Annotated in this window: 14 protein-coding genes; 6 read left to right on the forward strand and 8 right to left on the reverse strand. The window is 59.0% G+C overall.

Going from position 1 to position 12,641, the window contains the following annotated elements; genetic code table 11:
- The first annotated feature begins 94 nt into the window (after positions 1 to 94).
- Positions 95 to 955 (forward strand): LOG family protein, encoded by an 861-nt coding sequence (locus QE432_RS14955; RefSeq protein WP_111782944.1) that lies wholly within the window; start codon positions 95 to 97, stop codon positions 953 to 955.
- 166 nt (positions 956 to 1,121) lie between these two features.
- Entirely contained in the window at positions 1,122 to 3,467 is a 2,346-nt protein-coding gene (locus tag QE432_RS14960; RefSeq protein ID WP_306627066.1) for a methyl-accepting chemotaxis protein, read from the forward strand.
- Between the two features lie 70 nt (positions 3,468 to 3,537).
- On the opposite strand, the gene QE432_RS14965 is transcribed toward QE432_RS14960, so the two are convergent.
- Positions 3,538 to 4,482 (reverse strand): nucleoside hydrolase, encoded by a 945-nt coding sequence (locus tag QE432_RS14965; RefSeq protein WP_013635386.1) that lies wholly within the window; start codon positions 4,480 to 4,482, stop codon positions 3,538 to 3,540.
- Between the two features lie 212 nt (positions 4,483 to 4,694).
- Here QE432_RS14965 and QE432_RS14970 point away from each other — a divergent pair, with 212 nt between their 5' ends.
- On the forward strand, positions 4,695 to 5,120 hold the full coding sequence (locus QE432_RS14970) for an Hsp20 family protein (protein WP_003514826.1): 426 nt from the start codon (positions 4,695 to 4,697) through the stop codon (positions 5,118 to 5,120).
- A 56-nt stretch (positions 5,121 to 5,176) separates the two neighbouring features.
- Entirely contained in the window at positions 5,177 to 5,434 is a 258-nt protein-coding gene (locus tag QE432_RS14975) for a DUF1150 family protein (RefSeq protein ID WP_003493591.1), read from the forward strand.
- 43 nt (positions 5,435 to 5,477) lie between these two features.
- Here QE432_RS14975 and QE432_RS14980 read toward each other — a convergent pair whose 3' ends face one another.
- On the reverse strand, positions 5,478 to 6,074 hold the full coding sequence (locus QE432_RS14980) for an EF-hand domain-containing protein (RefSeq protein WP_025592284.1): 597 nt from the start codon (positions 6,072 to 6,074) through the stop codon (positions 5,478 to 5,480).
- Between the two features lie 122 nt (positions 6,075 to 6,196).
- Positions 6,197 to 6,910, reverse strand: a complete 714-nt coding sequence (locus tag QE432_RS14985) for a pyrimidine 5'-nucleotidase (RefSeq protein WP_003514831.1) — start codon at positions 6,908 to 6,910, stop codon at positions 6,197 to 6,199.
- 106 nt (positions 6,911 to 7,016) lie between these two features.
- Here QE432_RS14985 and QE432_RS14990 point away from each other — a divergent pair, with 106 nt between their 5' ends.
- Positions 7,017 to 7,934 (forward strand): DMT family transporter, encoded by a 918-nt coding sequence (locus QE432_RS14990; RefSeq protein ID WP_065661602.1) that lies wholly within the window; start codon positions 7,017 to 7,019, stop codon positions 7,932 to 7,934.
- Positions 7,935 to 7,982: 48 nt separating this feature from the next.
- Here the strand turns inward: QE432_RS14990 and argB are convergent, their stop codons facing one another.
- Entirely contained in the window at positions 7,983 to 8,867 is an 885-nt protein-coding gene (argB, locus tag QE432_RS14995; RefSeq protein WP_003514834.1) for an acetylglutamate kinase, read from the reverse strand.
- Between the two features lie 360 nt (positions 8,868 to 9,227).
- On the opposite strand from argB, the gene QE432_RS15000 reads away from it, so the two are divergent.
- Positions 9,228 to 9,605 (forward strand): hypothetical protein, encoded by a 378-nt coding sequence (locus tag QE432_RS15000; RefSeq protein ID WP_003514836.1) that lies wholly within the window; start codon positions 9,228 to 9,230, stop codon positions 9,603 to 9,605.
- A gap of 13 nt (positions 9,606 to 9,618) precedes the next feature.
- Here the strand turns inward: QE432_RS15000 and yihA are convergent, their stop codons facing one another.
- The 4 genes from yihA to rpmH are packed head-to-tail and all read right to left on the reverse strand — an operon-like array spanning position 9,619 to position 12,625.
- Positions 9,619 to 10,272: a ribosome biogenesis GTP-binding protein YihA/YsxC gene (gene yihA / locus QE432_RS15005; RefSeq protein ID WP_003514838.1), complete on the reverse strand. Its 654-nt coding sequence runs from the start codon at positions 10,270 to 10,272 to the stop codon at positions 9,619 to 9,621.
- Positions 10,269 to 12,068 (reverse strand): membrane protein insertase YidC, encoded by a 1,800-nt coding sequence (gene yidC / locus QE432_RS15010; protein ID WP_141193519.1) that lies wholly within the window; start codon positions 12,066 to 12,068, stop codon positions 10,269 to 10,271. Before yidC ends, yihA begins: the two co-directional genes overlap by 4 nt.
- Positions 12,068 to 12,451 (reverse strand): ribonuclease P protein component, encoded by a 384-nt coding sequence (gene rnpA / locus QE432_RS15015; protein ID WP_003514841.1) that lies wholly within the window; start codon positions 12,449 to 12,451, stop codon positions 12,068 to 12,070. The genes yidC and rnpA overlap by 1 nt, the downstream gene beginning before the upstream one ends.
- 36 nt (positions 12,452 to 12,487) lie before the next feature.
- Positions 12,488 to 12,625: a 50S ribosomal protein L34 gene (rpmH, locus tag QE432_RS15020; protein ID WP_013635393.1), complete on the reverse strand. Its 138-nt coding sequence runs from the start codon at positions 12,623 to 12,625 to the stop codon at positions 12,488 to 12,490.
- Positions 12,626 to 12,641: the final 16 nt, after the last annotated feature.

A 12,641-nucleotide genomic window follows, 5' to 3' on the forward strand; every position in this document is an offset into this window, starting at 1 on the left:
CCGCTGGAAGGCTATGGTCATTTGATCTAAGGGAGTGTTGGAAAGGCGTCAATGTGATTTGGGTGATTTGGCGCACCAGACGAAAGGCTTGGAAATGACACGACTGAAAAACGGCAAATTGCGGCGCAAGGATGGGGTGTGGGACCCGTTGAAGCGTAGCTCTGCGGACAAGCAGCAGGCCGATGTCATTCCCAAAACACCGCAGTCGGATTCCCCATCCTACCGGCTTGCCTACGCGGATATGGATTTTCTCTGCCGCGAGGAGTTGCGCCCCGTCAGGCTTCAACTCGAACTTCTGAAGACGGAAATGGCGCTGACCGAGCGGGGCATCAAGTCCACCGTCGTCATGTTCGGCGGCGCGCGCATTCCCGAGCCCGGCGGGGAGGCTTGGGCGGCCCGCAACGAGACGCAGAAACGCAATCTGGAGCAATCCTCGGTTTATTACGAGGAGGCGCGCAAGTTCGCCCGGCTCTGCACCGACTACGGCGCGAAATCGGACCATCTGGAATATGTCGTGGTCACTGGTGGTGGTCCCGGCGTGATGGAAGCAGGCAATCGCGGCGCAGCCGATGTCGGAGGCCCGTCCATCGGCCTCAACATCGTTCTGCCGCATGAGCAGGCGCCCAACCCCTATGTCACGCCGGAGCTGAGCTTCAACTTCCACTATTTCGCCATCCGCAAGATGCATTTTCTGATGCGGGCCAAGGCCGTGGTGATCTTCCCCGGCGGTTTCGGCACGCTCGATGAACTCTTCGAGACGCTGACGCTGATCCAGACGAAGCGCATGGCGCCCATCCCGCTCATTCTCTTCGGAGAGAAATTCTGGCGCTCCGTCGTCAATTTCGGATTCCTCGCGGATTTCGGAACCATTGCGCCCGAAGATATGGAGCTGCTACATTTCGCCGAAACGGCCGACGATGCATGGAACATCGTATCCGCCTATTACGAGCACTGATTTCGGCTCGATGCGACGGGGGAATTTTAGGGGTTAATTAGCAAAGATATTCTAATTTCCCCTCGTCGCGTTGCAGCGCACTGCCCCCAGCGGGCGGGCCTCCATGACGGAGATTTCTCATCCGTTGACGCCAGCCTTTTCGGCCGGCGATTTGATCGAGGCCAAAATGTTCAATTTCAAAGTGAAGTCGCTTGCGACCAAGCTGATCCTTGTAACCGGCTGTGCAATCACCACGGTCCTTGTCGCATCGAATTCCTTCCTCATTTCCCAGACCAGCGACCGTGTCCATTCGCTGACCATGGATCAGGCGAACACCGAGGCACGCGCCATCGCCAACGTCATCGCCGCCGATGTCGGTGAACTCGGTAGCGCTGCCCGCTCCATGGCCGGTATCATCGGCCGTGCGCACCAGGCGAAATCGATGGACCGCCCCGGCATCGTCAACATCCTCAAGGCCAATGTCGAGCAGAATGCTTTCGCTTTCGGAAGCTGGTTCTGTGAGCAGCTGGGCCTTTTCGACGGACAGACCACCGAGATCGCCAACAGGCTCGATCTCGGCACCAATGCAACGGGTGCATTTGCCCCCTACTGGTCGAAGACCCAGAAAGGCGACATCCAGTTTTCGACCTTCAAGAACGACTATGCGGCGGAGTGGTATTCGCTCGCTGCCAAATCCGGCAAAGGCGCCATTACCCAGCCCTATCTGGCCGAAGGCACGGAAGTGCCCACCACAATGACCTCGCTTGCCTATCCCGTCATGTCTGATGGTAAGATGATTGGTGTGGCGGGGGTCGATATCTCTCTGGCAGCTCTGTCGCAGAAGCTGCAGGCGCTGCATCCTTTCGAAACCGGCCGTGTGACACTCATTTCGCAGGGCGGCCAATGGCTGGTACCGCCGACGCCCGAGCAGAACATGAAGGCCTATGACGGAGAGGGTGCAAGCACCGTTCAGGCGGCGATCACATCCGGCAAGCAGGGCCTGATCGAAAATCTCGGTCTTGATACCGACGCGCCCTATAACCGCCTTGTCTATCCGTTTGCGGTTCCGGGCCTCAATGCCACCTGGGTGGTTCTGGTGGATATCCCGCATCAGGCGTTGAACGCGCCGGTGCAGGAACAGACTTATCTGATGATCCTCGGGGCGATCGTCATTCTTGCGGCGGTTATTGCCGCGCTCTATTTCTCCGTCCGCTATTTCGTCCGCAATCCGCTCGCCTCGCTGGTCTCCGATGTGAAAACACTGAGCGACGGTCGTTACGATGTGCCGGTTTCCGGACAGGACCGCAGGGATGAGACGGGCGCGGTGGCAACGGCTCTGGAAGGCTTCCGTGCGAAGCTTGCCGGTATCCGCGAAATGGAAGCGGATGCCGCCGTGCAGCGTGGCAATGCGGAAACGGAGCGCCAAAGGTCCGAATCCGAGCGCAATGAGAACAGCCGGATGCAGCAACATATCGTGAGCGTACTCGGTGCAGGTCTCAATGCGCTCTCGCAGGGCAATCTGACCTATCGCATCGAGGACCAGTTCCACGGTGAATATGCAAAGCTGCGCAACGACTTCAACTCGGCGCTCGCCAGCCTCGAGGAAACCGTTTCCACCGTCAACGGAACCGTTGCCAGCATCGGCAACGGCACCGGCGAGATCACCCGCGCTGCGAGCGATCTCTCCCACCGCACGGAACAGCAGGCTGCAAGCCTGGAAGAAACCGCTGCCGCCCTCAACCAGCTGACGGCGCAGGTCAATTCCAGTGCGGAAAACGCAGCGCAGGCGGCGACAGCTGTCAGCAACGCCTGCGACGACGCCGGCAAGTCGGGCGAGGTCGTGCAGCAGGCCGTCAGTTCCATGGAAGGCATCGCTCAATCCTCGGCGGAAATCTCCCGCATCATCGGGGTAATCGACGAAATCGCTTTCCAGACCAACCTTCTGGCGCTGAATGCCGGTGTGGAAGCTGCCCGTGCGGGCGAGGCTGGCAAGGGTTTTGCCGTCGTCGCGCAGGAAGTACGTGAACTGGCGCAACGTTCCGCGACGGCCGCGAAGGAGATCAAAGGTCTGATCAACACCTCCGCAAGGCAGGTGGGCGAGGGCGTCCAGCTGGTCGGCAAGGCCGGCGAGACGATGAGAAAGATTGCCGATCAGGTTCTGCAGATCAACCAGCTGATACGGCAGATTTCGGCCTCTGCCAGCGAGCAGGCGGTAGGTCTCAAGGAAATCAATTCCGCCGTCACCCAGATGGATCAGGTCACCCAGCAGAATGCTGCCATGGTGGAAGAAACAACGGCGGCAAGCGTGACGCTGAACAGCGAGGCGGAAACGCTGAAATCGCTCGTTGCCGGTTTCTCCGTATCCGGCGGTCATTCCAGCCAGTCCGGCCAGCAATTGCGCGCCACCGCGGCGGCAATGCGTGCGCCTGTCGCCCCGTCACAGGCATCGGGCCGCTCGGCTGCGACCCAACGTTCCCGCCCAAGAACCAGCGGCGCAAACGCGCTGGCACAGGACGACTGGACCGAGTTCTGAGAATATCCCGTGGTTCCAAATGAAAGGGCCGCTGGTCATGCCAGCGGCCCTTTTCATGTCTGCGTTCCCATCAGAGGCGGGCGAAACGTTCCGTCAGCAATTCGAAAAAGCCGTCCGCATCCACATTTCGCATCACGCGGGCGTTGACCGGGCGCTCGGTCACCCGCCACCAATCCACCACCGTCATGCCCATGGTCAGTTCGGAATTGACCTCGATTTCGACATTGCAATCGCGGCCCTGAAACAGCTCGGGCTTGAGGAGATAGGCGATGACGCTTGGATCGTGCAGGGGGCCGCCGTCCGAACCGTATTTCTCGATGTCGAAACGCTCGAAGAATTCCAGCATTTCCGCCATGGCGATTGCCGGGCGTGTGCCTATATCGCGAATGCGGCTGACACGCGCCTTGGTGGTCAGCAACTGGTGGGTTACGTCAAGCGGCATCACGACGATGGGCACGCCGGAACGGAAGACGATATCGGCAGCCTGCGGATCGACATAGATGTTGAATTCCGCAGCCGGTGTGATGTTGCCGCCTTCAAAGAAGCCACCACCCATCATCACCAGTTCCTTGACGCGGCCGGCAATCTCAGGGGCCTTTTGCAAGGCCAGCGCCACATTGGTCAACGCGCCGAGCGTGCAGAGGGTCACGGTGCCCGCAGGCTCCCGCAGCAGCGTTTCGATGATGAAATCGACGGCGTGCTGCTTTTGTGCCTCCATCGTCGGCTCGTCGAGAACCGGGCCATCAAGGCCGGTGCTGCCGTGAACATGCTCGGCAGTGATGGGCTTTCGTACCAGTGGCCGCTCGGCACCCTCATAGACGGGAATATCGGTGCGGTCGCACAATTCGCAGATGATGCGGATGTTGCGGCTGGTCAGTTTCAGCGGAACATTGCCGGCGACGGCGCACAGACCGAGAATTTCAATTTCTTCCGGGCTTGCGAAAGCCAGCATGATCGCTGCCGCGTCGTCCTGACCTGGATCCGTGTCTATGATGATTTTTCTGCGTTCTGCCATGTCTTGCCCGCCGTTGAGATAAGGCGCTTTTTTCGAGCGGCGGACGCTCACTTGTCAAGTCTCATTCCTCAGCGTGCCCGCCTTTGCCTTGTGGCCCCGCCTTGCGCATCGTGGTTTTGCTTCCCATATTGCGTAGAGCCGGTAAGATTGACCGGCAGGGTTGCCGGAAGCGGGACCGCGAAACGTCGCTTGGTTGCAAGGACAGAGACGATATGAGCCGCATGACGCCATTCACCCACCCGCTTTTGCTGGGTTTTGATGCCATGGAAAAAACGCTGGAGCGTATGGCGAAGGCCAATGATGGCTATCCTCCATACAACATCGAGCGCCTGCCCGGCACTGAAGACGTGCCGGAACGCCTGCGTATCACGATTGCAGTCGCCGGTTTTTCGCAGGACGATTTGGATGTGACGACGGCCGACAACCAGCTCGTCATTCGCGGTCGCCAGCAGGAGCAGGAAAAGCGGGATTTTCTCTACCGGGGTATCGCTGCCCGGCAATTCCAGCGGGTCTTCGTGCTTGCAGACGGCATGCAGGTGAGGGACGCGCGCCTGCGCAATGGCCTTCTTGCCATCGATCTGGTGAAGCCCGAAATTTCAAACGTGGTAAAGAAAATTAATATTTCCGTCTCAGAGTAGAACGTGAACGCCGGAATCCGACACGAATCGCTCGGCGTGAAGAAGGAGGCTGAAATATGCTTTTAAAAGAAGCGCATGCGCGTCTCACCCGGTCCCAGCTCGCTCATATCGGCGAGGGAGAAGTGGGCTATATCCGTAAAATCCGTGCGGAAGACGTAAGCCGCTGTTTCCCGGAAGCGCCTGATCTCGATCCGCAACTCGATCTCTGGGCCCTGTTTGGCGCGGATGGCACGCCGATCCTCCTGACAGACAATCGTTCCAGCACGTTTTTCAAGGCTGCCGAAGACGATCTGAAAACCGTCAGCCTGCATTGAAAGGAAAAAAGCCCGCCGATTGAGCGGGCTTTTTCTTATGTGATTAAAGGAACGGGCGGTCTGGCATATCATCGATAGAGATGACGCCGTCCTTGTTCCTGTCCAGCCGTTCGAACATTTTTTCGCCGGCTGCGGTGAATTCGGCCTTGCTGACCTGGCCGTTTTCATCGGTGTCGGCCATGCGCATCATCGCGAACGCCCCACCCTTGCCGCCATGCTTGCCCCAGCCCTGACGACCGCCATGTTCGCGTTCGGCGCGCTTGCCTTCAGGTCCCTTGCCTTCGCCCGCTTTGGCGTCAGCAGCCTCTGGGCGCGGATGAGCCGCACGGAACGCCTCCATTTTGGCCTGGCGGTATTCACGCATTTCCTTTGGCGTGATCGAACCGTCCTTGTCCTTGTCGATCTCGGCAAAAAGTGCGTCCTGACGTGCGGCGAACTCTTCCTTGGTAATCTTGCCGTCCTTGTTGGTGTCGGCCACCTTCAGCAGCTGAACGAACGCCAGTTCCGGGCGGAACGGCATGCGTTCGCCGTGGCCTTTGCCGTGCGCTGGCGGGGCCGCAAAGCTGGCTGTAGCGGCCGAGCCGAGCAAGAGGGCTGCGCCAAGAGCAGAGAGTGCGATCTTTCGTGTAGACATCGTCATTACCTTCCGTTGGTGTCCCTGAGGAGGAAGATAGTGGCGCAGGTGGCAGTTCACTACTTAAACATCCGTAAGGTGCATGAAGCTTCGGTAATGTCGTCTGCGCTCGATTTCGATGTTACCTGTCAGCGGGCGATCGTTTTGATCAGGAAACCGGTCAGATCGTCAGTGATGTAGTCGATATGCTCATCCGTCGCGGCGGGGATCTCCCAGCGCTCCATGATGACGCCTTCGAGGTTCGAAGGAACGAGCAGCACGGTCTTCATGCCAAGTGCCTTGGGTGCCGCGAGATTGCGCGGCAGGTCCTCGAACATGGCCGCTTTTCTGGTGTCGAGCTTCGCAAGTGCGGCAAACTTCTCATAGGTCGCACTGGCCGGTTTTGGCAGATAGTCCGCGGCGACGATGTCGAAAATATCCTCGAACTGGTCGAGAATGCCGAGCGCGCCCGCCGCTGCCTGTGCATGCTTGACGCTGCCATTGGTGAGGATGAACTTGCGGCCCGGCAACGCCTTGATTGCCTCGCCGAGCTCCGGATGCGGGCTCAGCGCGGAATAGTCGATGGCATGCGCGCGCTCCAGAAACTCGTCCGGGCTGATACCGTAGTGGATCATCAGGCCCTGAAGCGTGGTGCCATGTTCGTGATAATAGCGCTTCTGAAGCGCGCGAGCCTCGTCGGGCTCGAGCTTTAAAAGCTCCGCAACATAGGCCGTCATGTTACGATCGATCTGCGAAAACAGATTGACGTGATGCGGATAGAGCGTGTTGTCGAGGTCGAAGACCCATTCGCTGACGTGGGCGAAATCGGCGGCATCGGGCAGGTTTTTCGGCTTTGTGTCCATGGGCAGCTTTATGCCCGTTTCGAATGCCGAAGAAAATCGAAAAGACGACGACAGACGGGAAAATCGGGCTTGGCTGCGGCCTCCAGCGCATGATACCGCCAAGATCATGGAACTCTGGATAGGCATAACCTTCGCAAGCGCGTTCTTGCAGAACCTGCGCTCGACCCTGCAAAAACACCTGAAGGGCATGATGGGCACCACGGGCGCAACTTTCGTGCGCTTCGTTTTTGGAATGCCCTTCGCTCTTGCCTATCTCGTTTTTCTGCATGGTGTACTTGGCCGGCCGCTGCCGGTGCCGAACATGTCATTCGCCGTCTGGGCGATGGTCGGGGCCATGGCGCAGATCGCCGCCACTTTCCTGTTGGTGCACCTGTTTTCCTTCCGCAACTTCGCGGTTGGCACGGCCTATTCCCGAACTGAGCCGGCGCAGGCGGCATTGTTTGCGCTGATTTTCGTTGGCGAAAGCGTCAATGGCGGCACTCTTGCGGCCATCGCTATTTCGGTGGCCGGCGTCATGCTGATTTCGGTTGCGCGCACGGAAGTGACCCCTGCCTCCATTCTCACCTCCATCTTCAGCCGGACGGCGGGCATCGGCCTCGCCTCGGGGGCTTTTTTCGGCCTGTCGTCTGTCGCTTACCGTTCGGCCTCGCTGGCGCTAGCACCCAGCCTGCCGGCACCGGATGCGGTGATGCAGGCCGGCTTTACCCTCGTCGTTGTCATCGTGACGCAGACCTTGGCGATGTTCTTGTGGATCGTATGGCGGGAGAGGGACGAATTGCGGCGGATCGCGAAGGCATGGAAACCGTCGCTTGCGGTCGGTTTCGTGGGGGCCACGGCGTCATTTGGCTGGTTCACGGCGATGACGTTGCAGCAGGCGGCCGTGGTCAAGGCGCTGGCGCAGGTGGAGATGCTCTTCGCCTTCGCCTCGACCGTGCTCTTCTTCAAGGAAAAGATCAACCGGCTGGAACTTTCGGGCTGCCTGCTGATCGTGCTGGGCGTGCTGTCGCTTCTGATATTCGGCTGAAAGTGTTGTCGTGGCGGACAGGCATTCCCGTCCGCCACATGAACCGTATCAGGGCACGATGAGCGTGCCCGCGCCTTCCGTGAAGATTTCCAGAAGGACGGAATGGGCGGTCTTGCCGTTGAGGATCACCACGCCCTGAACACCGGCCTTGATGGCCTCGATGCAGGTCTCGACCTTCGGGATCATGCCGCCGGAAATCGTGCCGTCCTTGATCAGCGCACGCGCCTGGGAGACCGTCAGTTCCTTGATGAGTTCCTTGTTCTTGTCGAGAACACCAGGCACGTCCGTGAGGAACAGGAGGCGGGTGGCGTTGAGCGCCCCGGCGATTGCGCCGGCAAAGGTGTCGGCATTGATGTTGTAGGTGGCGCCATCGCGACCGGGAGCGACGGGAGCGATGACCGGGATCATCTCCGACTTGGCAAGCAGGTCGAGCAGGGTGCGGTCGACCTCGACGACTTCACCGACAAAACCAAGATCGAGAACGCGCTCGATATTGCTGTCGGGATCGACGACGGTCTTTTTCGCCTTTTCGGCGAAGACCATGTTGCCGTCCTTGCCGCACAGGCCAATGGCCCATTCGCCCGTCTGGTTGATGAGCGCGACGATCTCCTTGTTGATCGAGCCGGCCAGAACCATTTCGACGATCTCGACTGTCTTGGCATCGGTAACGCGCAAGCCGCTTTCGAACTTCGATTCAATGCCCATCTTCGTCAGCATCGCGCCGATCTGCGGGCCGCCGCCGTGCACGACGATGGGGTTGATACCGGACTGCTTCAACAGGGCGATATCTTCCGCAAAAGCCTTTCCAAGTGTGGAGTCGCCCATGGCATGACCGCCATATTTCACCACGATGGTCTTGTTCTCATATTTCTGCATAAAGGGCAGAGCCTGTGCGAGCAGCCGCGCCTGAGTCTCGCTTTCGGAAGCAGTCATGGAAAAACCTCGGTCTGTGGTTGCGGCCCTTGAGAGCCTTTCATCGCTCTACAGCATCGGCGCAAAAATCGGAATCGATTTTTGCGGTGCAGGATGCGCGGATTCGACATGTCGATGCGTTTGCAAAGACAGGTGAATACGCGGGGTGAATGAATGAAGTAACCTCCGGGCCATATTGTGTCGGCGCATAGTAAAATTCCGCTTTTGGGCGGCCTGCGGCGCGTAATAAGATTGACATAAAGCACCAATCGGACCAGCCTTGTGGCGAGCAGGGGAGGGGTTATTCAGCAGGGCGACGGAGGATCGTTGCGCATCGCAAAAAACGATGCTGGCCTGAACGACCGAGGAGTTTGAAAACATATGACCGTACCGGATCGAGACAAGCAAAGCGGTTTGCGGGACGAAGTACTCGCTGGCGAATATGTGCTGGGTGCCTTGCCACCGGAAAGCATGGCGGAGCTTGCAAAACGCGTCAAACGCGACCGCCAGTTTGCGGCCATGGTCAGGCGCTGGCGGGACAATCTGGCGGAAACCGAATATCGCGAAAGAGCGGGCGTTGCAGCCCTGCTTGACAGGGATCCGCTTCGCTCCGGTCTGCCATTCAAGGGCCAGCCGCTTCGCAATGGCAGCATATTCGCCGCGATGCTTCTGGAGGTGTGGAATTCCGTGCGTTTCTGGCGGCTTCTGGCATTGACGGCGATGCTGTGGACCGCCGTCCTGCTTTTCACCATCGCCTGAAGGCGAGGGTCTTTTAGAGCGAGACCGTTCGTACGATCTCGGCGCGCAGGCTATCCAGCCCGAAGGATTTTTCCGAAGAGGTAGCGAGAACTTCCGGATAGGCGGCGGGACGCTTGCGGATTTTCTCCAGCGTTTCACTGATCAGCCGGGGAACGCCAACGTCCTTGATCTTGTCCGTCTTCGTCAGCACGACCTGATAGGACACGGCTGCCTTGTCGAGCAGGCCAAGAACCTCCTCGTCGTTCTTTTTTATTCCGTGGCGGGAATCGATCAGCACGTAGACGCGCTTCAGCGTCGCACGTCCACGCAGGTAATCGAAGACGAGCTTCGTCCAGGCATCGACATGGTCCTTAGGCGCCTGCGCATAGCCGTAACCCGGCATATCGACCAGCGCCATCGGCGGCAGGTCGCCCGGCTCACCGGAATAACCCTCAGGAACGAAGTAGTTCAGTTCCTGCGTGCGTCCGGGTGTGTTGGAGGTGCGGGCAAGGCCTTTGTGGCCCACCAGCGCATTGATGAGCGAAGACTTGCCGACATTCGAACGTCCGGCGAAGGCAATCTCCGGCGGGCCTTCGGGCGGCAGGAATTTCATCGCGGGAACGCCGCGAATGAATATCCAGGGTCGCCCAAAGAGGGGCTTTTCGGTTGCCGGGCCGGTTTCACTCATTTCGATTGCACCGGCTTTCGCTTGAATAGCCCTTTGAGATTATCGAACAGTTCGATCTTGGCACCGTGGCGCTTCATGATGAGGGCCTGCTGCGAGATCGACAGCGTGTTGTTCCATGCCCAGTAGATAACCAGACCGGCGGGGAACGAAGCCAGCATGAAGGTGAAGATCAGCGGCATCCAGGTGAAGATCATCGCCTGTGTCGGATCGGGTGGGGTCGGGTTCATGCGCATCTGCAGGAACATCGTGATGCCCATGACGAGCGGCCAGACGCCGATCATCAGGAAGTGCGGCACGTCGTAGGGCAGAAGGCCGAACAGGTTGAAAAGCGAGGTCGGATCGGGCGCGGAAAGGTCGTGAATCCAGCCGAAGAACGGTGCATGCCGCATTTCGATGGTGACGTAGATGACCTTGTAGAGCGCGAAGAAGACCGGAATCTGCAGCAGCATCGGCCAGCAGCCGGCAACCGGATTGATCTTCTCTTCCTTGTAGAGCTGCATCATCGCCTGCTGCATGGCCATGCGGTCATCGCCATGCTTGGCCTTCAGCTCTTCCATCTTCGGCTGCATGCGCTTCATGTTCGCCATGGATGCATATTGCTTGCTGGCGAGCGGGAAGAAGAGAGCCTTGACGACGATGGTGGTCAGCAGGATGGCCACACCGAAGTTGCCAAAATAACGGAAGAAGAAATCCATCATTTTGAACATCGGCTTGGTGATGAAGTAGAACCAGCCCCAGTCGATCAACAGGTCGAACTTCGGAATGGAATATTCGGTTTCATAGCGGTCAACCAGCGGCACTTCCTTGGCACCGGCGAAGACAAGGCTTTTCAGTTCGATAGACTGGCCGGGTTCGACCGTCATCGTTTCGCTCTTGAAATCGGCCTGGTAGCTCGGCTGATTGCCCTTGATGTGTGAGTAACGCGTTTCGAACGGCGTCATCTGCGGCGGCACAATGGCAGCGGCCCAATATTTGTCGGTGATGCCGAGCCAGCCGCCGGTCGCCTTGGCAATCGTTACCGGGGTTTCTTCGACATCCTTGTATTTTTCTTCCGTCAGGCTGCCGTCTTTACCCGAGACGCCGAGGAAGCCTTCATGGATGACGAAAACGGGCGGTATTGCGGGCTTGTTGTTGCGCGTCACGCGGCCGTAGGTGGCAAAGGAGACGGGCGCCTGCCCGGGGTTCTCGACCTTGTCGTTGACCGTGATCATGTAATGCTGATCGATCGAAACGGTACGCGAGAAAACGACGCCATTCTGGTTGGTATACTTCAGCGTAACCGGTGTGGTCTCCGTCAGCTTGTCGCCGCTTGCGAGTGTCCACACGGTCGAAGGACCGGGAACGCTGCCGGCATCGGCACCGCCAACGTAACCGAGTTCGGTGAAGTAGCCGTCCTTGGTGTCGGAAGGCGAAAACAGCGTGATGATCGGGCTCGAGTCATCGACGGTCTCATGGTAGCCCTTGAGCCGGATGTCATCGAAGCGGGCGCCGGTCAGATTGATCGAGCCGGCGATGGCGTTGGTGTCGATGGCGACACGCTGGCTTTTTGCAATCGCCTCTTCACGCGTCGCCGTGGCGGCGGCCTGCGTGGAGGAGGCAGGCGGTGCGCCGTCGACGGTCACGCCGGGTGCGGCACCCGGTGCCGGTTGTTGCTGCGTCGTCTGCTGCTGCGCCTGGCGGGCCTCTTCGGCGCGGCGCTGCTGCTCGATGCGCGGATTCATGTAAAGGAATTGCCAGGCGAGGACGATGACAACCGAAAGGGCTATCGCGATGAAGTAATTGCGGTTCTTTTCCATCATTCTTTCCTGGAGCGGGTGTCCTGGGACCGTTTCGGTTTCGCCGTTCCTTCAATTCGCTCGGTAAGGAGAGACTGAAGTTTCGGGAAGGCCGTCTCGAGCACGTCCCTGCGGGCGACAATCACATAGTCATGGCCGGGCTTCATTGCGAATCCGGCAGAAAGCCTGACGGCTTCCTTGAGACGGCGGCGCATGCGATTTCGCTCGACCGCGTTGCCTTGTCTTTTCGTTACGGTGAAACCGACCCGAGGTTCGGTTTCCGGGGTTTTCCTGTCGAGAACCTCCAGAAGAAAGGTGCCTCCCCGACGCTTTTCCCCCGTCTGCACGGCAAGAAAATCCGACCGGTTTTTAAGCCGGCCGGGCAGTTTTTTTGTCTTGCTCATGTGCCCGCGACTTTCATCGGGCCACAGAGACGGCAATTAAGCCGACAGACTTGCGCGGCCGCGCGCACGGCGGGCTGCGAGAACTTTGCGACCGCCGGCAGTAGCCATACGGGCACGGAAACCATGACGACGCTTGCGAACAAGCTTGGATGGCTGGAATGTACGCTTCGACATTTATTTAATACCGCGG

This window comes from Agrobacterium sp. SORGH_AS_0745 (assembly GCF_030818995.1).
In the GTDB taxonomy this organism is placed as follows: domain Bacteria; phylum Pseudomonadota; class Alphaproteobacteria; order Rhizobiales; family Rhizobiaceae; genus Agrobacterium; species Agrobacterium tumefaciens.